Here is a 19,826-nt window from a genome sequence, read left to right on the forward strand (position 1 = left end):
GCCTGGGCCGGGCGGACGGTGTCGGCCCGAGGTCCCAGCGGACGCAACCGACCTGCCCGTACACGATCAACCCGTTGGTGTCGGAAGGGGCTTAGAAGGGCACATCATGTCGTGCGCGGGGATCCTCCCCTTGAGCAGATAGGCGTCGACGACCGAGTCCACGCACGCGTTGCCATTCTGGTACTGGCCGTGGTCGCCGCCTCCGGTGACCGTGCCCAGCCGTGAGCCATTCAGCGCCTTGTGCGCCTGCAGCGCGCCCTCGTAGTACGTGGCCGGGTCGTGCACGGAGTTGAGCACGAGGGTGGGCGGCAGCCCCTTGCCGGTGACCTTGACGTGCGGCGCGTCCGACTTCGGCCAGGAAGCGCACGTCGCCGCGTACGCGAGTTCCCGGGCTCCCACCAGCGGATACTTCTTGGTGTCCGTGGCGCTCTGCCGCAGCCAGTAGTTGAGGTCGCGGTTCCAAGGGGTGTCGTTGCAGGTGACCGGGAAGAAGGCAGCGGCGAAACCGGGAGAAAGGTAGCTCGCGAAAGTCTTCTCGACCAACTGCCGCTCGGCCGGAGTCGCCGTGTCCCAGTGCTCCAGGGCGGCCAGTACGGATGCCAGAGAGCGCCACTGCAGGTCGGCGTTGTACATGCCCTGGAGCGTGGCGTTGTCGAGCTGGTTGGGGCCGATCGTCAGCGGGCCGATGGTGATGGGGTGGTCGTGCAGCGCGGCGCGGCGTGCCTCCCACGTGGCTTTCGCCTCGGCCGCCGTACCCCCGTAGTGGTAGACGGAGTCGTACTTCGCAATCCAGGGCAGGAAGTCCTGCTCGAAGCGGCGCTGGAAGCTCATCGGCTGCCCCAGCTCGGCCTGCTGCCAGGTCGCGCCGAACGGCTCATTGCTGTCCAGCACGGCGCGCTCGACGTGCTGCGGGAACTCCGTCGCGTAATACGCACCGAGCCAGGTGGCATACGAGGGGCCGTAGTACGAGATCTTCTGCACGCCGAGCAGCGCACGGAACAGGTCCATGTCGTGCACGGCCTGGTCCGTATTGAGGTACTTGACCAGATCGCCGCTGCGTTCCTGGCAGTCCTTCGCGAACTGCCGGGAACGGTTCACGACGCCCTGGACCGCGGCGGGGAAGCGGTCGCGGAAGTCGCCGGCGTAGAAGTCCTGGAACTCGGCGTCGGTCTGGCACGTGGCGTGCGAGCTGCTGCCGACGCCGCGCTGGTCGAAGCTGACCACGTCATACGCGGCGCCGACCGTGGGCGACGCCTTCACAAACCCCGCGGGCCGGTTCAGCCCCGACGCGCCCGGTCCGCCGGCGGCCATCATCAGCACCCCGTGCCGCTTCGCGGAACCGGCCGCCCGGTGCCGGGACACCTCGATGGTGAGGTCCGCGCCGACGCCCGGGTGGTGCCAGTCGCGGGGAACGGTCATCTTCGCGCACTCCAGCGTCGGGGCCTGGGCGCACGGCTGCCAGTCGAGTCGCTGGCCGGCATAGTGGGCCGCAGCGGACGGCGGCCCGATGGCCGGCCCGGCCTGTGCCGCGGCTGGCGCCACCACCGCCGCGACGGCCGCGGTCACCACACCCGAGACGGAGACCGCCGGCCACCACACCGCGCGGGACCCGCACACCGAGGACGTGAACTTCAAGAATCTGGACATCGAATCCTCTCACTGCCGCGCCCGGCCGCACGGCGCCTGATTCGATGTTCGAGCCCGGACGGTGCTCGAACAATCATGCTGGTGTCCGTCTTCGGGGTGGTGCCAGCACTCCCCCGGGCTCCGGCTTCCCCCCATAGGGCTGGATGCCGGCACCCGGACAGCGTTGAAGCATCAACCTTGATCCCCAGCACGAGCAGCTCACCGCGCACTCTCCTGTAGCCCCACCCGGGGATTTCGCGCACCAGGTGCAGGGCCAAGGCGCGGATCGAGTGGACGGTCTGGGGCCGGCCGGGCGCTTTTTCCGGGAGCGAGCCGTGTGGCGGCGTGCGACGAGGTCGCGATGCCATCGCAGCACCGTGTCGGGCCGCACCAGCAGCCGCACCCTGCTCAGCGCGTTCGGCGAGAGCGGGTGCAACAGCGCAGCCAGGAACGCCCGGTCGCTCGCGTCGAACTGCGACTTCCCCTTGCTCAACTCCGGGCCGCGCGGCGGGCATCGACCACCGGGGGCCGTCCGGTGTCTCCTCGCAGTGCGCCAGGCCCCACGTCAGGTAGAGCTCGGACAGGTCCCGCACGGTCTTGGACACCGGGTAGCCGGCGGCCGTAAGCATGACGCCGAACTTTTCCCAGCGATGTGCCTCGTTCGCTTCGCGCCCCTCCGGCGCCTCCTCGTAGTCCCACTCCTCGTCGGGCCACGAGAACGTGAGCACGCCGTCGAGATCGCCGCCGATCATGTCCCAGTGGCCTTCGAAGATCTCCTGGAGGAGGTCGTCCAGGGAGCCGGTGAAACCGGGCTAACTCGCGGTCCCGATCAGCATCGTCAGCGGGAAGTCCTGGCGGGGCAAGACGTGGTCCCAGCCCGAAGCCCACCAATCGTTGTGCATCGCCAGGTCCCGGCGCGGTCCGGGCACAGACGGGTTCTCAGTCATCCGCAGCGTCTCCTCGAAAAAACGGTCAAACGCTCGCAGCGTACGCACTGTGGTGCGCGAAGCGTTGTCATGCGCGCCCGACCCAGGCTTGGTGGCAGGACGCGACGTGCAGCCCCTCGCGCAGGCGGCCGCGCAGGACACCAACATGTGTCCTGCCCTCTACGACCTGCAGCCCGCTGTCTGATGGGTCCAGGAGGCGTCGGGCGATCAGGATCGGCGGGCGCAGCCATGTCCCGTGCTCTTCCCAGTGCCGACCCACCTCGGGGCGGCGAGCCTTGACCCAGTGCACCGGGTTCTCGGCGTAGCTCTCGATGCAGTCGGCATCGGACGCTCCGGTCGGCATCCCGATGAAGTCCGCGGCCGGGATCGTCTCAAGCCGCCGCTTGACCTCAAGCAGGTCGATGCTGTCGTAGTCGTACACGAAAGCGCCGTTGTCCCCGTGATCGAAGAGGAACTGCTCAAGGACGTCGTCGGGCCAGTGCAGGAACTCATCGCGTACCCCGCGAGACCGATGTAGATCACATTGACCGGGACACCTTGTTCCGTAGAGGGTTGGCCCTGTGGAGGGGGTGCTGAGCGGTTTCGCGGTGATCGCGATCGTCATCGCGGTGGGCTACGGCCTCGGCCGCCGCGGCACCCTCGGTGACCAGGGCATCGAGGTCCTCACCCGGCTGGCCTTCACGGTGGCGGGCCCCGCGCTCCTGTTCACGACGCTGGCGAAGGCCGACCTGTCGGTCCTCTTCTCCTCGCGCCTGCTGGTGACTGCGCTGAGCACGGCCGCGGTGGCCGGCTTCTTCGCGGCGATCGGCATGCTACGCGGCTGGGACGCGGGCCGTACGACGATCGGCGCCCTGTGCTCCGGCTACGTCAACTCGGGCAACCTCGGCATCCCGATCGCGGCGTACGTCCTGGGCGACGCGAGCCTGGTGGCGCCTGTGTTGTTGTTCCAGGTGGTCCTGGTGACTCCGCTGGCGCTGACGATCCTGGACCTGTCGGGCATGGGCGAGAAGGGTGGGCTGTGGCAGCGCCTGCTGACCCCGCTCCGCAACCCGATAGCGATCGGCTCGCTGTCGGGGGTGGTGGTGTCGGCGGCAGGCTGGCACGTACCGGGCCCGGTGATGAATCCGCTGACCCTGATCGGCAACATGTCCGTCCCGGCGGCGTTGCTCACCTTCGGCATGTCGTTGCACGGCAGCGCGGCCCCTGGCCGGGGGCGAGACCGCCAACTGGTCCTGCTGTCGGTGGCGTTGAAGTCCCTGGGCCAACCAGCCGTGGCGTGGGTACTGGCGTGGGGCGTCTTCGGCCTGCACGGCGCCCCGCTGCTGGACGTGGTGGTGACCTCGGCTCTGCCGGCCGCGCAGAACCTGTTCACGTACGCGAGCCGGTACCGGGTGGCCGAGTCCCTGGCGAGAGAGTCCATCCTGCTGTCGACGGTGGTGTCGGTGCCGGTGTTGGTGGGGGTGGCGGCGGTGTTGGGATGAGGGCCAGTCGACGACGAACTCGCCAGTGTCGAGCTTCAGGTCGAACGGCTCCGGAAGCAGGAACTCGTCGCCGAACCTGCCTGCGTGCAGAACGCGATAGACGTCCCCCTGCGGCTCGCCGTACAGCGTGATGGTGGGACCTCCGGGGCCCAGCTATCGATGAGGAGGCAGAGCGGACGTCCAGGTGTGCGCGGCACGACAGACCCCAGGCCCGAGATCGCGGGGGGGCAGGTCGTGGTGGGCACGTGCGCCTCATCCGGCAGATGTCGGCAGGGGGATGAACCGCTCGGCATCCTGGATGTACCGGCGTACCGCGAACGTGGTGTACGCCAGGCCGACGAGCCAGCCGATGGGCACCGCCCAGATGATGCCGTCCAGCCCCAGGGGGCCCTTCAGCAGGGAGGCCGTGGGGACGCGGACGACGAGGAACGACAGCATCGTGCACACCAGAGGGAAGACGGTACGGCCGATGCCGTTCAGGAAGCCGTGAGTGACCGCCATCGCCGTGTACAGGAGGAAGAACGGGTACGCCATGAGGATGTAGGAGGCGACGATCCCGCGAACCGACCCTGCGGTGGTGAACGCTGCGGCGATGTCCTGCCGGACGAGGATGACCAGGACGGATTCCGTCACGGTCCCCCACAGGCAGACCCGCAACGCCTGGAGCAGCACTCGGCGCGCCCGCTGGGCGTCCCCGGCTGCCGTGTGCTGGGCGACGAAGACCGTCACGGCGCCGGACAGGTCCAGGTAGAACCGGCCGGCGAGGGCCTCCAGCCGGGCGGCGATGCTGAACGCGGCGATCGCGGCGGTCCCGAACGGGGCAATCAGTGACGTCAGGACCATAGTGCCAAGGGAGAGCATGACGTGCTGGATGCCTACGGGGAAGCCCAGCCGCAGAGACGAGGCGGCCTGCCAGGCCAGTGAGGGCAGGGTGCTGCGGTAGCGGTGGATCCGGTGCCGGCGGGCCACAAGCACGACTCCCGCCAGGAAGGCCACGGAGCTCGCCGCCACAGTGCCCAGGGCCGCTCCACGCACCCCAAGTCCCAGCAGCGCCACGAAACTCCAGGAGAGCACGATATTGACCAGACTGCTGGACACCGTGATGTACATGACCGTGCGGGAGTCGCCGAGTCCCCGAAGGAAGCCGCCCAACGCGCCGATCCCGAACACACCGACGAACCCGAAGGACAGTGTCCGCAGATAGGTCGTGGCGGCGTGGGCCACTGTGCCGTGGATCCCCATGGCGTTCAGGAAAGAACCGGTGGCACAGAACACCAAGGCAACGCACAGGCCGGCCCAAAGGACAGTGAAGGCCGCGAGGCCGATGACCGCGTCCTGCCGGTGCTCGGCGCGGCCGGAGCCGGTCATGCGCGCGAACCGTATGGCGAAACCGCTCACCAGCCCCAGGAACACGGCGTTGACCAGGTAGAAGATCGGCTGAGCGGCGCCAACCGCGGCCAGTCCGCCGACACCCACGTAGTGCCCGACAATAATGCTGTCGGCCAACAGGTACGACTGCTGCACGTAGTTGGCGACCGACATCGGGAGGCTGAACCCGAGTATCGACCGTAATTCCGTACGGTTCCCCTTTGCGCTCCCGGACCGATCTTTCCGTACGACTTCGGTCATCTGACCTCACCATCCGTGTGTCGTGAGCCGGCCTCTCACGGCTGGGTCCGGCCAGCCGGTCCGATGGCCCCAGCTCCAGAGTGATTTCGGCTGCTCCCGTGCCCGTTCGATTACTTCCACGACGGAAGCTGCACGTCGTACGCCCGGTACTCGCCGTGACCGCGAACACGGAGATGACGCAGGCCGAGAGCAAACCGAGGGACGGCTGCGCTGTCTGTCCGAGCACCGGCGCCGGCGGATCGACGCCGCTTCACACCATCGCCCGGTCTCTTGCGCACCAGGCGGCCTGCCGTCATGTCACATCTCCGGCGAACACCGCGCCGAGGAGAACGGATCACCTTGCCGGTGCCGGGGCAGGAAGCGTTGAGGCGCACTGAGCCTACTCCTGCAGCCGACATCAACGTCGACTTCTCGCCACGCCGTCCGGACGACGGGAACGGCGCTTCCTTCCCGCATGAGGAGACGAACAGTGGCCGACGACGGCATTACCTGGCTGGCCCGCGAGGACATCCCCTGTGCCGGGCACTGCGTGACCCCGGCGCGCGGCACAGCCCCATGGAACCGGTCGAACTGCTCGCTGGGACCGTGACCCGGCAGTTGCTCGGCGAGTTCACGTAGACCTTTCCTTTGCCCTGGCCGCCCGACACTGGCCAGGCCAGATGAGCCCCGGCTACACCAACGGCCTCGACCGAAACGGAGCCCACGTCTTCCAGCTCTGCAGCGAGCAGGTCTTCCAGCTCTCCTTCCCGCGCGACCAAGTACTCCACCAGGCCTTCCCCGCCGCCCTCGTCAAGGGACAGCTGCCCGGATGACCTGGATGCCCCCAGGGAAGGCCGCGTGGGCGCGTGATGGCCACGGAACCGCGAGGACGGCTGTCTCCTGTGCCCCCTATGGAGGCCAGCTCCGTCGCACTCGCAGGGCAACCGCCCTTCCATGACGATCGTGTGCACACGCGAAGCTCCTTCAGGCACGGGCGCTGGGACAGGGCCACGGCCAAGCCTTATGAGAACGTCGGCGGTTCGGCGTCAGGGCCTGGCTGCCGGCTGCCGCGTGTCAGAGGCGGGCGCGCCGGGGCGTGGGCTTCGGTGTCAGTCGTCGATTGCCTGGTAGAGGGTGGTCCAGAAGTCGTGGATGAGCTGTGCCGGGGCCGGGAGGGAGAGTCCGACCTGGGTGAGGAGGACGCCGACGAGTCCGTTGCGCGGGTCGGCGTAGGCGGTGGTGCCGGTGCCGCCGTCCCAGCCGAACTGGCCGATGGGCGCGTAGTCGCCGCGGTAGGTGCGAACCGCCATGCCGTAGCCCCAGCCGCCGTGCTGTCCCTGGCCGAAGGAGATGTGGACGTTGTTGCGGGCCAGGTCGCTGCGGGCGGCCTGCTGGTCGGGGGTGAGGCAGTTGGTGGTCATGAGTTCCACGGCCGGCCGGGACAGGATGCGTTCGCCGCCGTGCGTCCCGTGGTTCAGCAGCATCCTGAAGTAGACGTGGTAGTCGTCGACGGTGGAGACAAGGCCGCCGCCGCCCGATTGGAACTTTGCGGGAGCGCTGTACTGCCCGCCCGCCGCCTCGTCCCACACGGTGAACTCCCCTGTCTGCGGGTCCGGCGTGTAGCAGGGCGGCAGTCGGTCGATCTGGCCGGCAGGCACGTGGAAACCGGTGTCCTTCATCCCCAGCGGGCCGAAGATCCGCTCACCCAGGAACGACTCGAACGACTGCCCGGTGACCCGGGCGACGAGCACGCCGAGCACATCGTTGCTGATCTGGTACTGCCAGTGCTCTCCGGGCTGGTGCATCAGCGGCAGCGTGCCCAGTCGGCCCATCCACTCGTCCGGCGTGCCGAGCCCTGTCGCGCTCTGGCTGAAGACGCCCCGCTCGAAGACCGCGTCCATGATCGGGGTGCCCAGTGCCGTCAGGTCCATGCCGAGCCCGAAGGTGGAGGTCAGCAGGTCCCGTACGGTGATCGGGCGCCGTGCCGGCACGGTGTCGTCCAGCGGGCCGTCGATCCGCTTCAGCACCCGCCGGTCGGCGAGTTCCGGCAGCCATGGCTCCACCGGGTCGTCCAGCCGCAGCCGGCACTCGTCCAGCAGGACCATCGCCGCCGCCATCGTGACCGGCTTGGACGTCGATGCCATCCGGAAGATCGTGTCCCGGCGCATCGGCGCACCACCGTCATGACGCATCGTCCCGACCGCCTCGACGTGCGTCTCGTCGCCCCGGCTGAACAGCGCGACCAGTCCGGGAATCCTTCCGGACCCGACGTGCCGTGCCAACACGTCGCGGATCCTGCGCAGCCCGGTTTCCGAGAAGCCGCTGCGCTGGTCGGTGAGGTTGAGGGACATGACTGTGTGCTCCTTGCGGGGTGTGTGGGTGCGTGTGGTGGCGCGGTGAGGTGTGGCTGCTGCCAGGTGTTTCCCGGGACGGTGGCCGCGCTGCGTTCGTCTGCGGCATGTCCGCCCCGGCGTGGCGTCCTTGGCGTTCGCGCGTTCGCGGTCGCTTTGGTGGCCAGGTTGGTGTTGGGGGTGCCGCTTCGGCGCAAGTGGGTCAGAGGCTGTGGGTGGCGATGTCGCCGTTGGAGGTGGTGGCACGGATGTCGAGATCGGCGCTGCCGTCGTTCTTCAGGGCGTTGCTGATGCGGCCGTGGCCGGTGCCGGCGTCCAGGGAGGCCGAGACGCCGGCGGCCGCGCCGACCGTGATGTCGCCGGACTGCGTGCTGAGCACGACCGTGCCGCCCATGGCCTCGGTGATCCGGATGTCGCCCCTCGCGGTGCTGATCTCCGCGGGGCCGCCCAGCCGGCCGATCTCGACGTCGCCGTCGACCGCGATGAGGCGCACGCTCGCGGCCTCGTCGATCTCGATCTGACGGTACGCGCCTTCGAAAGCGACGTCGCCGAGGCGGCCGGCGGTCCGCAGTTCGGCGCCGGCGGTCCTGGCCTCGATGCGGGAACCGGCGGGCAGTTGGACGGTGACCTCGACGGAGCCGGAGGGGCCGAAGAGCTGGTTCCTGGGCTCGCAGGTGCGGATCCGCAGGACGCCGTCGGCGCAGTCGACGGTGGTCTGCTCGGCGGCCTGGACGTCGCGCCTCTTGGAGGGGTCGGCGGGCAGGACCTCGACGGTGGTGTCGGCGCGGTCCGCGGCGATGAACCGGACGCGTCCGGCGGGGATGTCCAGGACGGCGGAGACCGGGGCGGGGGTGTCGAACTTCTGCATCGTGCTCTGGTTCTTCTGCATCGTACACTCCTTGGCTCGTCGTTTCCGATGACAGAAACGCTACGTTGCATTCATATATCTAGCAACAGCATCGTTGCGCCTATTTCTTAACTCCGCAGGTAGATGCCGCAACATCGTTGCAACGGATTAAGAGTTAACGCAACACCCCTCACTCCAGTTCGTTGCAATGATCTGAAGATGAACACTATGAGGGGACGCCGGGAACGCCGAGCAGCACCACGGAGCACACCTGGGGAATGAAAGGGACGTGACGCCGGCAGGCAGACCCAGCAGGAACGCCGGCACCTCATGACGGGGCCGCCGCCGGCCCGGCCCGCGCGCCGAAGCCCTGGCCCGGCAATCCACCGACGCCGGTAACACGGAAGCCCTGACACGGCTCGCTCAGCTACCGGAGCGTACCGGCGACGAGAGCAGCGCCGAACGGGGCCAGATCGTGCGGGCTGCGCGCGGCGGGCGAGTTGATCAGATGAGCCCGATGCCATGTGCCACGGTGGAGGCCAGGGCGCCAACAGGCCCAAGGGTGTGGGGGACGAAGAACCCGCCTGCCATTGCAATGACAGCCGCCGCCTTCTTGACTCGTTCAAAGGTCTCGAATCGGTCCGGCGGCTCGGTACGAATCATCGCTGCGGCGCCTGCGGCGACGTGGGAGGGCGCGCTGGGCGGGTGCCTGGCGCCGACATGTCGCCACCTTGCTATGCACCCGCCAACGCCTGCCATGGCGCCTCGACCACTTCCTCACCTGGGCCTGCCACGCAGGCCTACTCAGAATCTCCGGCACCGCCTACCAGCTCCGCCGCCAAGAACTCCAAGACCACCTAGCCAATAACCTCCAACCCCACTGACGGCCACCGGTACTTCCGGATCGACAGCCCCAGCCAGACGCCCTTCTACCGATCACCCCGAGGCGCGCAGATGCGCAAGGACCGCGGGGCGCGCTACTCGAACGCGTTCGACAGGGACGGCTCCCGCAAGCGTGACCGTCGTCAGCTGCGCCCGCTGTGAAGGTGTGTCAGGCAGGGCCGTGCAGGGAGTCCTCATCAGCGTGGCCGCCGGCACCGAGGGGCCGCCGCGATGCCGGGCTCGTCGCCTGTGGGTGCCGAGCACCCCACGGGTGCGGGCCGCCCGGGACAGGGCGGCGCTCGTCACGCGCTGAGGTCCGCCGGCGCCGGGAATGCGGGACCGGCGGATGCCGTTGTACATCTTGCCTGACATGCCCGAGTCAACCGACTCGGGTGCACGTGAAAGGGGCACCTCATGGCACGCAGCACCACGCGGCCCGTCGTGAAGCTGAGGTCGACTGCCGGCACCGGCGTCACCTACGTGACCCGCAAGAACCGCCAGAACGACCCCGACCGGCTGGTCCTGCGCAAGTACGACCCGAAGGCCGGCGCCCACGTCCTCTTCCGCGAAGAACGCTGACCCCCGCCCCTGTCGCCCGGCGCCCCGGGCGACAGGGGCACCCAGGAAGGACACTGTCATGAGGCATGGCATCCACCCCGTTTCCCGCCCCGTCCTCTTCCGCGACCGCGCAGCCGGCTTCGAACTGCTCGTCCCCTCCACCGCCGCTGCGCAGCACACGCTCCAGTGGAAGGACGGCAACACCTATCCCGTCGTCGACGTCGAGATCTCGTCGGCGAGCCACCCCTTCTACACCGGCACCTCCCGCGTCGTCGACACAGCGGGACGGGTCCAGCGGTTCGAGCGGCGCTACGCAGGCACCACTCGGGCCGGCCGTTGACGGCAGTGCCGTCGACGACGCCCCCGGTTCGATCGCACGGAAAGGAGACGGCCATGAAGGTACGCAAGTCGTTGCGCTCGCTCAAGAACAAGCCCGGCGCCCAGGTGGTCCGCCGGCACGGCGTGACATACGTGATCAACAAGAAGGACCCGCGCTTCAAGGCCCGCCAGGGCTGAAGCGCGAAACACATGGGCGGCCCGGCACCGGCTACACGGTGCCGGGCCGCTCCGCGTCCGGTGGGCGCGACATCGGTCGGGCCGGTCCCGCCGGCCGGCGCCCGGCGGCAGTGGCTCCCCCGCGCCGCGTCGGCGGACGGACTGACCTCCGGTCCGGGGGCCGATCGGGCGGGCAGGTGTTCCGGCCGTGGGGAGCCGCCTGGGCCCCCGACATCCATACGCCCGGCCGACGGACAGTGTCGCCAGACGATCGGCGGCGGCGTGCACGGGGCAGCGCAGGGGGCGGCGCTGTCGTAAGAGGCGAGGCGGTCCAGGGCGGGCAGGGTGAGCCACCGGTTGGCGGGCCGGGCGGACGCACTGGCGGGTGGGGGTTCGGCGGCGGTGGTGCCGTAGCAGTGGCGGCGGGCGGCCTGGAAGTCGGTGGTGACGCGGAGGTCGGCAGCCCAGCTGGGTAGTGGCTCGCTCGTCGGCCGCGTGCCCCGCCCTCCGCGCGCGGCGCGCCACGTCGATCGCATCCGCGCTCTCGTGCCTAGGGTGAGGGGTCGGGAGGTGGACAATGCGGGTAGGGCTGCACGCGCTCGGTATCGGCGACGGTGCCCGTCCAGAGGTGATCCGGGCCGTGGCCACGGCTGCGGAGACGCACCGCTTCGCGAGGCTGTGGTGTGGTGAGCACGTGGTGCTCGTTGACGCGCCCGCCTCCCGTTATCCCTACTCCGCAGACGGCCGGATCGCCGTACCCCCGGACGCAGACTGGCTGGACCCCCTGCTCACCCTGAGCTTCGCGGCGGCGGTCACCAGCCGGATCGAGCTCGCCACCGGCGTACTCCTGCTGCCCGAGCACAACCCGGTCGTGGTCGCCAAACAGGCCGCCACACTCGACGTACTCTCCGCCGGGCGGTTCAGCCTCGGTGTCGGGGCCGGCTGGTCGGCCGAGGAGTTCACCGCCCTTGGCATCCCCTTCGCCGGACGCGGGCGGCGCACCGACGAGTACCTCGCCGCGATGCGTACTCTCTGGGCCGAGGACCCTGCCTCCTTCGCCGGAGAGTTCACCCGATTCGACGCGATCCGGGTCAACCCCAAGCCGCTGCGCGGCGGCCGACTCCCGGTGGTGATCGGCGGCAACAGCGATAGTGCACTGCGCCGCGCGGTCACGCTCGCCGACGGCTGGTACGGCTTCAACCTTCCAATGGCCGACATCCCGGCACGCATCGCCGTGCTCGCCGACGAGTGCGCCCTCCACGGTCGCACTCTTGACGAGCTCACGGTCGCCGTCGCACCGAGCGACAGCACCCCGGAGCATCTCCCGGAGCTCGCCGCGGCAGGCGTCACCGAACTCGTCGTCGTCGGCGCGCCCCCGCCAACTCCCGACGAGGCGGCCACTTGGGTCACGGAACTCGCTCGGACGTGGATCCGCCCGGGCGAGTGACACAGGCCTGCCGGGCACCAGCCGCACCCCCAGTCCCTGCGGACCCCATGAACAGCGACCGACAGCCCCAGCACGGACTGCAGCACGCAAACGGTGGCCAGCTGGGCGGGCGACAGACCCGGACGGCCGTCGCGCGGGTACCAGCCGGCGAAGTCCTCGTCGTCCCACAGCCCGTCCAGCCGGTCCCGCACCCACATCGCCGTCGTACCGTCCGGGTTGCTCGCCCGCGCGATCTACGCGGGCAGAGACGGGACTTGCTCACCGGAACGGAAACGGAGGGACAACGCACACCCCAACAGCTACATCGGCCTGCGGAACGGCCGCCGCGGCCTGGTCCGAATGTTCACGAGTTTCCGACAGCACCGGGCTGGCTGGGGGCGTTCCCCCTAATCCAAGGACTCAGCGACGGTAAGAGCCCGCAGCCAGGCAGGGGCGCGTCGTGCTGGACTACGTGTGGGCCTGCCACCACCGGTCTGCCTCAGCACGTGCCACTTCGGCGTCGTACTGGCCGGCGTCAAAGTGAAACTCCGGCGGCGGGGAGGCGGGGGCGTGCGGAACCTCCCAGTACGACCACTGCACGATGTCCCCGAACCGTTGCACGACGACGGACAGGAAACCGCAGCAACCGCCGGTGCACTCCGGTTCCCCCAGCTCCAGACGGCGTGCCTCGCTGGTCGCCCGCAGAAGGCTGGGCCGGCCAGCAGGCAGCACGTCAGCCGCGAACGGCCCACGGCCGCCCGCGTGGACCGCCCCTTCGATCACGTCCTCGCCGTTGACCCAGAACCTCAACTGGGCAGCGAACCGGGCTCGCGGCGGCAACACCCGGATCTCCAAACGATCGAACATGAGATCACCCTATGGGGCGCCTCGCTCGCCGCGTACGAGCACATCGACCGCGCCACCCTCCAGCGGCGCCTGCTGCTGGCCCTGTTCGCGCTGGGCACCGACATGGGCATCCGTGCCATCGTGGCGACCGGTGAGCACGGAGGGATCGAGGCTGCCTCCGGCATGTGTGCCGGCACTTCATCACCGTCGACAACCGCCGCGCGGCCGTCACCCGTTCCCTCGCCGGTCGGCGGGCACGGGGGCGGGCCGCCAGGACGGCGACGTCGCCCTCCGCGAGCCGGGGGCCTCGTATCCGCCGAGGATCTTCTGAGGTTCTGTCGACCGGGAAGCAGTCCTATGGGCTGTGGCGCCGGTCCGAGCCAGCGGTGTGGCGCTGCCCGCGCAGCGTCTCCAGGAGGCGGAGCCAGATCTCACTCGCGGTGGGGTAGCTCGGCACGACGTGCCAGAGGGTGGGCACGGGGACGCGCCCCACGATGGCTGTGGTCGCCGAATGCACGAGCTCGGCGATGCCCGCGCCGACGAACGTGGCCCCCACCACCACGTCGTCACCGCGGTCGACTACGAGCTTGGCCCGTCCACGGTAGTCCGAGCGCATGACGTACGTGCCGGCCAGCGCGGCGAGGTCGTACTCCACGGTCTCCACGTCCAGGCCCGCCTCGCGCGCCTGCTGCTCGGTGGCACCGGCGCTGCCGACCTCCGGCGTGGTGAAGACGACCTGCGGTGCCCCGACGTGTCCGGCCGCGGCGGACGGCAGGTCGGCGCGGCCGGCGGCGCGGGCCGCGATGGCGTCCCCGGCGATCCGCGCCTGGTACTTGCCCATGTGTGTGAGGAGCACGCGACCGCACACATCCCCGATGGCATAGAGCCAGCTGCCGTCCGCCGCCCGTACGCACTGCTGGTCGTCGACGTCGAGGAAGCCGCCCGGAGGCAGCCCGACGGTTTCCAGGCCGATGTCGTCGGTGTTCGGGGTGCGCCCGGCGGCGACGACGACCTCGTCCGCCACGATGACCGTCCCGTCGTCCAGCGCCACGCTCAGCTCACCGCCGTGCACCCGCCCCTCGCCCGTGTCACGGGTGTCCGACCGCTTCACCTGGGACAGGCTCTGCCCGGGGCACAGACGGACCCCCGAGCCCCGCAGTTCCTCGGCCACGAGCGCCCCGGCGAACGGCTCGTTGCGGGCCAGCAGCCGCTCGCCGCGATGGACGACCGTGACCTCGGCCCCCAGGCCGTGCAGCCAGGTGGCCGCCTCGCAGGCCACCACACCACCACCGAGTATGACCACCCGGCGCGGCACCTCACTCATCGTGGTCACATCGCGAGAGGTCCACGGAAGCGCGGCGCGCAGGCCCGGCACATCCGGGACGGCCGGGCAGGAACCGGTGTCGAGGACCACAGCGTGCCGGGCGGTCAGCGTCCTGGTCGAACCGTCGGGCCGGCTCACCACGACCACGCGCTCACCGGCCAGTCGTCCATAGCCGCGCACCACGTCGATCCCGGTGTCCAGAGCCCATGTCACCTGGGAGGTGTCGTCCAGTCCGTTGATCACGCGGTCTCGTCGGGCGAACACCCCGGCCGGATCCAGCCGTGCGGAGACGCCGGGCAGATGGGCAGCGGCGTCGACCACCTCGACCGGCCGGAGCAGGGCCTTGCTGGGCATGCACGCCCAGTACGAGCACTCGCCGCCGACCAGGCGGTCCTCCACGAGCACCGAGGACAGGCCGGAGAACTGGCTCGCGTACTGTGCGGCGTTCTCGCCCGCCGCGGCACCGCCGAGGACGATCACGTCCCACTCCGACCGATCCGGATCCACCGCTGCTGTCCTGGGAACCATCCGTTCGTCCTTCCGCCGAGAAGGCCCGCCCGCCGGGCGGGCAGGTGTCAGAGATCCAGGACGACGTCCTGCGCGGGTCTGCTGCAGCAGATGAGGATGTTCCCCTCGCCCGGCGGCTCGACCGGGTCCGGGAAGTAGTCCACGGACCCGGACATCATGGCGAGCTCACAGGTGTGGCAGACGCCCGTGCGGCACGACCACTGGACCGGGACGTCGCATGCTTCCGCGAGTTCCAGCAGGGAGTTCTGGTCGTCGTTCCACGGGACGGTCAGTCCGCTGCGGGCGAAGGAGACGGAGGGACCGGTGCCCGGGGCGCCTTCGGGCCGGTGCGGCGCCCTCGCCGCGGACGTGCCCTTGATCCCCGGAGTGAGGGAGGGGCCGCCGCTGAAGTTCTCGGTGTGCACGCGGGACGGCCGCAAGCCGGCCTTGACCAGCGCGTCGGTCATGCCGTCCATGAAGGCCGCCGGCCCGCAGATGTAGGCGTCGGCATCGGTGGGCAGGCCCAGACCGAGGATCCGCTCCCCGGAGATGCGGCCTGCTTCCGAGTAGTCCTTGCCGCGCTCGTCGGCGGGGTCGGGCCTGCTGTAGTAGACGACGGACCGTGCGTCGGCCAGGAGTCCCACCAGGTCACGCACCTCCTGGGCGAAGGAATGCTCACGGCCGTTGCGGGCGGCATGCAGCCACCACACCTGTCTGCGGGAGGAGGTGTCCGCCAGTGAGTGCAGCATGGCCAGCACGGGAGTCGCCCCGATGCCGGCAGACACCAGCACGACCGGCGTGTCACCACTGGGCAGGCAGAAGGTGCCGCGCGGTGCGGCGAACTCCAGGCTGTCGCCGGCCCGGACGTGCGTGCGCACATAGGTGCTCGCCAGGCCGTGTGGTTCCACCTTCACACTGATCCGGTACGTACCCGTGCCGGGTCTGCCCGACAGCGAGTAGCTGCGGATCAGGGAAGTCCCGTCTTCGGCCGTGCGCATCTTCACGGTCAGGAACTGTCCCGGCAGCGCTGCGGGCAGGGCGGAGCCGTCAGCCGCGGCCAGACTCAGGGAGATCACGTTGTCACTCTCGGGGTGGACGTCCGTGACCGTCAGAGGACGGAAGCCGCGCCACGCCGGGGGCGGGACGCCGGCCGCGGCGGTGAGGCCGGCGCTGCCGGACGACGTGGTCGCGCCCTTGTCGGCCTGTTCGAGCAGGTCGCGCATCGAGCCCTGCCAGCCCGGACTGAGAGCCGGTATGCGCAGGGCACGGCGCACCTGGTCGGGGGTGTGCCCGGAGAGGTAGAGGACGGAGTCGATCTCTTCGACGCTCATGGCTTCCGGGCCGGTGGAGACCTTGACGATCTGCTGCCCGGCCTCTACCTCGCCCTCTTCGATGACACGCAGGTAGAAGCCGGGCCGATGGTGGGCCACCAGCAGCGCCGCCATGCGCGGTTCCTTCAGGCGCATGCCGACCCGGTAGCAGGTCACCCGCGGTTGCGAGACCTCCAGAAGGGCTTGGCCGACCCGGTACCGGTCGCCGATGCACACCTCGTCGTCGGGGAGCCCGTCGACCGTGAAGTTCTCCCCGAAGATGCCCGGCGTCAGGTCGTCCCGGCCCAGTTCCTGGGACCAGTAGCGGTACGAGTCGAGTTGGTAGACCAGCACGGCCCGCATTTCCCCGCCGTGTCCGCCGAGGTCACCCTGACCGTCACCGTCGATGTTCAGCCGCCGCACCATCCGCGGCCCGGACACGGGCTGCTTGTGCACCCCGGTGTACACGGTCCTGCCGTGCCAGGAGACGTCCTTCGGCATCCCCACGTTGACTGAGATCAAGGTGGCCACCGCTCGCCCTCCTCGTCGACCCTCAGCCGGTCACACGGCCGAGGAATCCGTGGATGTAACCGCTTATGGCGTCCAGGTGCGTTTCCAGGGCGAAATGACCGGCTGGGAGCAGATGGACTTCGGCATCGGGCAGATCGCGCGAGAAGGCGTGAGCACCGTCCGGCCCGAAGATCTCGTCGCGCTCACCCCAGACGGCCGGCAGTGGCACCTGGCTGGCGCGGAAGTACTCGTGGAGCTGCGATTCACCCTCGATGTTCGTCGGGTAGTCCCGGAAGAGCGCCAGCTGCACCTGGTCGTTGCCCGGCCTGTCCAGCAGGTCTGGTCGTGCAGCCAGTTGTCCGGGCTGACCGGGCTCGGGTCCTCGGCCCCGTTCTCGTACTGCCAGCGCGTGGTCTCGGCGCTGAACTTCGCCCGCGCGCCGGGTTCGGTGTCGGGACCGGGACCGGGTGATGTCGCGTACGAGAGCAGATCGTCCCAGAAGCGTTTGGCGAAGCTCTCCATGTAGGCGTTGCCGCTCTGGGAGATGATGGCGGTCACCTCGAACGCGGGATTCAGGGCAAGGCACCAGCCGATGGGCGCGCCGTAGTCATGTACATAGACCGAGAAACGGCTGATCCCCAGTTTCTCCGACAATCCCGCAGTGATGGCGGCCAGATGAACAAATGTGTAGGTGGACTCACCGGCCTGGGGCATGGACGACGGCCCGTATCCGACATGATCGGTGGCGATCACGTGACAGCGGTCGGCGAGGCCGGGAATGAGGTGTTGAAACATGTGTGTCCTGCTGGGGAATCCATGCAGAAGCAGAACTGTCGGGGCTTCCTCGGGGCCCGCCTCACGATAGAACACCTGCTGTGCGTCGACGGTCGCGGTCCGGTGATGCGTAGAGAGCACGATGGCCTCCGGTGGTCACCCTTAGCGACGATGAACTACTTGTTGGTACATCTGGATGCAACGCCGGGGAGACATGCTGAATCCTGAATTCAACTTCTCTGCCCCGTCGGTCGAATTGTCCAATTTCACACTAGACCTGGCCGCCGACGGCAGCCACCTCCGCGCTGGCGGTCTTCCTGGACGGGGCGCAGCCTGGAATGCGTGGGACGCATGGCCGCCGATGTCGGTATTCGCGGCCCATTGTGATCCGCACGGAGGAAGTGATCGGCATGAGTGCTCCTGTCCTGGAGCCGGCCGCTCAAGCGATAGCGGACGCATCGTCGCAGCCGCCGTTCCTCTATCAACTGGGCCCGGAAGGTGCCCGCAAAGTACTGGACGACATCCAGGCAGCACCCGTCGAATTGCTCGACATCGAGGAAAAGTGGATCACCGTTCCGGCGGAGGTGGGTGACGTCGGGGTCCGTGTCGTGAAACCCCGGAACGCGGCGGCTCCACTGCCTGTCACCCTCTATGTACACGGCGGAGGGTGGATTCTGGGCAACGCGGGAACCCACGACAGGCTGGTGCGGGAACTGGCCGTAGGCGCGCGGACGGCGGTTGCCTTCGTCGAGTACGACCGCTCTCCCGAAGCCCACTACCCGGTGGCGATCGAGCAGGCCTATGCGACCGCGCGGTGGCTGACCACGAACGGCGCGGCCGAGGGCCTGGACGTGTCCCGTCTGGCGGTCGCCGGGGATTCCGTCGGGGGCAACATCGCCGCCGCGTTGGCGATCCTGGCCAAGCGGCGTGGTGATGTCCGTTTCGTGCACCAGTCGCTGTACTACCCGGTCACGGATGCAGCTCAGGACACCGCGAGCTACCGGGAGTTCGCCGACGGTCCGTTCCTGACCGCCAAGGCCATGGCCTGGTTCTGGGACGCCTACACGACCGCCCCGGGGCAGCGTGCCGAAACGACCGCGTCCCCCCCTGCGGGCCGCCGAGGAGGAGTTGTCCGGACTGCCGCCGGCTCTGGTCATCGTGGACGAGAACGACGTCCTGCGTGACGAGGGCAAAGCCTATGCGCGTCGCCTGAGCCAGGCCGGTGTGCCCACGACGAGCGTCCGCTACAACGGCATCATCCACGATTTCATGATGCTCAATCCCGTCCGGCCCACGCAGGCTTCGACGGCAGCGATCGAGCAGGCCGTCCACACCCTCCGCACGGCGCTCGGCACCAACTGAGCTGCCGCCCTGGGAAGTTCGACACACCTCGCTCACGGAAGGTTCTCGATCATGACAACACGCGAGGTGGTGGAGCGGTTCTTCGGGCTGCTGGGCGCCGGGGACCCGGACGCCGTGGTACCGGTCTTCGCGGACGACATCGACTGGTACGTCCCCGGTTCGCCGTCCCTGCCCTGGACCGGGCATCGTTCCAAGGGTGCGGAGGTGGCCGATTACCTCAGGACCCTCGGCAACAACATCATCCCGGAGAGGAACGTGGACCAGGTGGACGCGCTGCTGATCGACGGCGAACACGCGGTCATGCTGCGGCGGTTCACGCGCGTGGCCAAGAGCACCGGCCGGACCTACGACATGCCTGTCGCCATGCACTTCCGCGTCGAGAGCGACCGGATTGTCCAGCTCCATCTCTATGAGGACACGCTCAAGGTGTTCCAGGCATACACCGACTGACGTTCTTCGGCCGTAGCGGCGGGCCCGGCCCCGCTCCCTCACCAGAGCCGGGCAGCCACCATTCGACCGGCACGGCCGGGACCGCCCTCGCCGCCTTCATCAACCTCCGCGTCCTCAACCCCGAAAAGGAGCACTGGCGGCGCGGCGTGGAAGCCGCCGTCTTCTACACCCGCGAGCACGGCGACCTGAAGGTCCCGTTCACGTTCCGCGTCCCCAACGAGCAGGAGTGGGAAGCCAAGAGCGAGGGCGAGGAGCTACAGGAGGTGTGGCCGACCTCGCTCGTCGGCTTCCCACTCGGGCAGTGGATCGCCGACACTCGCCGGCTCCACGCCCGCGACCGCCTCGACACTGGGCGCATCGAGCAGCTGGAGAAGCCGCAGCTCAGCGCTGCTCACGGACTGGACACGGCGGCATCAACGGTTTGGTCGCGGTCTCCGGGTGTGAGTAGTTGAGGTACTGGAGAGCCAGATCCGCCATGCGTACCGCGAGGGCCGGGAAGACCACCTCGCCAGTCTGGGTCTT

At 69.1% G+C, this 19,826-nt stretch carries 17 protein-coding genes and 3 pseudogenes; 9 read left to right on the forward strand and 11 right to left on the reverse strand.

The annotated features are described in order from the left end of the window. Nucleotides 1-66 precede the first annotated feature (66 nt). The 3 genes from AC4OXY_RS04130 to AC4OXY_RS04140 form a co-directional block, all read right to left on the reverse strand. Complete coding sequence (locus AC4OXY_RS04130) at nt 67-1,647, reverse strand: alpha/beta hydrolase (RefSeq protein ID WP_491993183.1); 1,581 nt, start codon at nt 1,645-1,647, stop codon at nt 67-69. Then, nucleotides 1,632-2,378 carry a DUF6042 family protein gene (locus AC4OXY_RS04135; protein WP_491993184.1) on the reverse strand — a complete coding sequence of 249 codons (747 nt, stop codon included), beginning with the start codon at nt 2,376-2,378 and terminating at the stop codon, nt 1,632-1,634. The genes AC4OXY_RS04130 and AC4OXY_RS04135 overlap by 16 nt, the downstream gene beginning before the upstream one ends. Before the next feature lie 262 nt (nt 2,379-2,640). Beyond that, nucleotides 2,641-3,177, reverse strand: coding sequence for a hypothetical protein (locus AC4OXY_RS04140; protein ID WP_491993185.1), 537 nt, complete (start codon nt 3,175-3,177; stop codon nt 2,641-2,643). Here AC4OXY_RS04140 and AC4OXY_RS04145 point away from each other — a divergent pair. Beyond that, nucleotides 3,134-4,054: an AEC family transporter gene (locus AC4OXY_RS04145; protein WP_491993186.1), complete on the forward strand. Its 921-nt coding sequence runs from the start codon at nt 3,134-3,136 to the stop codon at nt 4,052-4,054. The two genes, AC4OXY_RS04140 and AC4OXY_RS04145, sit on opposite strands and share 44 nt — an antisense overlap. A 9-nt stretch (nt 4,055-4,063) precedes the next feature. On the opposite strand, the pseudogene AC4OXY_RS04150 reads toward AC4OXY_RS04145, so the two are convergent. Together AC4OXY_RS04150 and AC4OXY_RS04155 are read right to left on the reverse strand one after the other, a co-directional pair. Then, nucleotides 4,064-4,242: pseudogene (locus AC4OXY_RS04150) on the reverse strand (Uma2 family endonuclease); the annotation flags it as partial. A gap of 64 nt (nt 4,243-4,306) precedes the next feature. After that, nucleotides 4,307-5,596 carry an MATE family efflux transporter gene (locus AC4OXY_RS04155; protein WP_491993187.1) on the reverse strand — a complete coding sequence of 430 codons (1,290 nt, stop codon included), beginning with the start codon at nt 5,594-5,596 and terminating at the stop codon, nt 4,307-4,309. Between the two features lie 746 nt (nt 5,597-6,342). Between AC4OXY_RS04155 and AC4OXY_RS04160 the strand changes: the two genes are divergently transcribed. Next, nucleotides 6,343-6,495 carry a hypothetical protein gene (locus AC4OXY_RS04160; RefSeq protein ID WP_491993188.1) on the forward strand — a complete coding sequence of 51 codons (153 nt, stop codon included), beginning with the start codon at nt 6,343-6,345 and terminating at the stop codon, nt 6,493-6,495. Between the two features lie 276 nt (nt 6,496-6,771). Here the strand turns inward: AC4OXY_RS04160 and AC4OXY_RS04165 are convergent, their stop codons facing one another. Then, nucleotides 6,772-8,013, reverse strand: a complete 1,242-nt coding sequence (locus AC4OXY_RS04165; RefSeq protein WP_491993189.1) for a serine hydrolase domain-containing protein — start codon at nt 8,011-8,013, stop codon at nt 6,772-6,774. A gap of 202 nt (nt 8,014-8,215) precedes the next feature. Further along, a complete protein-coding gene (locus AC4OXY_RS04170; RefSeq protein ID WP_491994777.1) occupies nt 8,216-8,881 on the reverse strand; it encodes a DUF4097 family beta strand repeat-containing protein in 666 nt (221 codons plus the stop codon). A 1,275-nt stretch (nt 8,882-10,156) separates the two neighbouring features. Between AC4OXY_RS04170 and rpmG the strand changes: the two genes are divergently transcribed. The 4 genes from rpmG to AC4OXY_RS04190 all read left to right on the forward strand — a co-directional run bounded on the left by rpmG (nt 10,157) and on the right by AC4OXY_RS04190 (nt 12,242). Continuing rightward, nucleotides 10,157-10,321, forward strand: a complete 165-nt coding sequence (gene rpmG / locus AC4OXY_RS04175) for a 50S ribosomal protein L33 (protein WP_225102430.1) — start codon at nt 10,157-10,159, stop codon at nt 10,319-10,321. Nucleotides 10,322-10,379: 58 nt separating this feature from the next. Continuing rightward, a complete protein-coding gene (locus tag AC4OXY_RS04180; protein WP_491993190.1) occupies nt 10,380-10,640 on the forward strand; it encodes a type B 50S ribosomal protein L31 in 261 nt (86 codons plus the stop codon). A gap of 53 nt (nt 10,641-10,693) precedes the next feature. After that, a complete protein-coding gene (ykgO, locus tag AC4OXY_RS04185; protein ID WP_270086932.1) occupies nt 10,694-10,816 on the forward strand; it encodes a type B 50S ribosomal protein L36 in 123 nt (40 codons plus the stop codon). Nucleotides 10,817-11,372: 556 nt separating this feature from the next. Further along, nucleotides 11,373-12,242 (forward strand): LLM class F420-dependent oxidoreductase, encoded by an 870-nt coding sequence (locus AC4OXY_RS04190; protein WP_362817569.1) that lies wholly within the window; start codon nt 11,373-11,375, stop codon nt 12,240-12,242. 447 nt (nt 12,243-12,689) lie between these two features. Here the strand turns inward: AC4OXY_RS04190 and AC4OXY_RS04195 are convergent, their stop codons facing one another. The 4 genes and pseudogenes from AC4OXY_RS04195 to AC4OXY_RS04210 all read right to left on the reverse strand — a co-directional run bounded on the left by AC4OXY_RS04195 (nt 12,690) and on the right by AC4OXY_RS04210 (nt 17,633). After that, nucleotides 12,690-13,088 (reverse strand): hypothetical protein, encoded by a 399-nt coding sequence (locus tag AC4OXY_RS04195; RefSeq protein ID WP_491993191.1) that lies wholly within the window; start codon nt 13,086-13,088, stop codon nt 12,690-12,692. 334 nt (nt 13,089-13,422) lie between these two features. Then, nucleotides 13,423-14,919 (reverse strand): dihydrolipoyl dehydrogenase family protein, encoded by a 1,497-nt coding sequence (locus AC4OXY_RS04200; protein ID WP_491993192.1) that lies wholly within the window; start codon nt 14,917-14,919, stop codon nt 13,423-13,425. Between the two features lie 47 nt (nt 14,920-14,966). Continuing rightward, nucleotides 14,967-16,739 carry an MOSC domain-containing protein gene (locus AC4OXY_RS04205; protein ID WP_491993193.1) on the reverse strand — a complete coding sequence of 591 codons (1,773 nt, stop codon included), beginning with the start codon at nt 16,737-16,739 and terminating at the stop codon, nt 14,967-14,969. Nucleotides 16,740-16,761: 22 nt separating this feature from the next. After that, a pseudogene (locus tag AC4OXY_RS04210) lies at nt 16,762-17,633 on the reverse strand (alpha/beta fold hydrolase). Nucleotides 17,634-17,902: 269 nt separating this feature from the next. Here AC4OXY_RS04210 and AC4OXY_RS04215 point away from each other — a divergent pair. From AC4OXY_RS04215 to AC4OXY_RS04225, 3 genes and pseudogenes are all read left to right on the forward strand, one after another. After that, a pseudogene (locus tag AC4OXY_RS04215) lies at nt 17,903-18,854 on the forward strand (alpha/beta hydrolase). A gap of 51 nt (nt 18,855-18,905) precedes the next feature. Beyond that, a complete protein-coding gene (locus AC4OXY_RS04220) occupies nt 18,906-19,304 on the forward strand; it encodes a nuclear transport factor 2 family protein (RefSeq protein ID WP_491993194.1) in 399 nt (132 codons plus the stop codon). Between the two features lie 98 nt (nt 19,305-19,402). Then, a complete protein-coding gene (locus AC4OXY_RS04225) occupies nt 19,403-19,756 on the forward strand; it encodes a helicase associated domain-containing protein (protein ID WP_491994778.1) in 354 nt (117 codons plus the stop codon). The last annotated feature ends 70 nt before the right edge of the window (nt 19,757-19,826 follow it).

Source organism: Streptomyces sp. HUAS MG56, assembly GCF_058673395.1.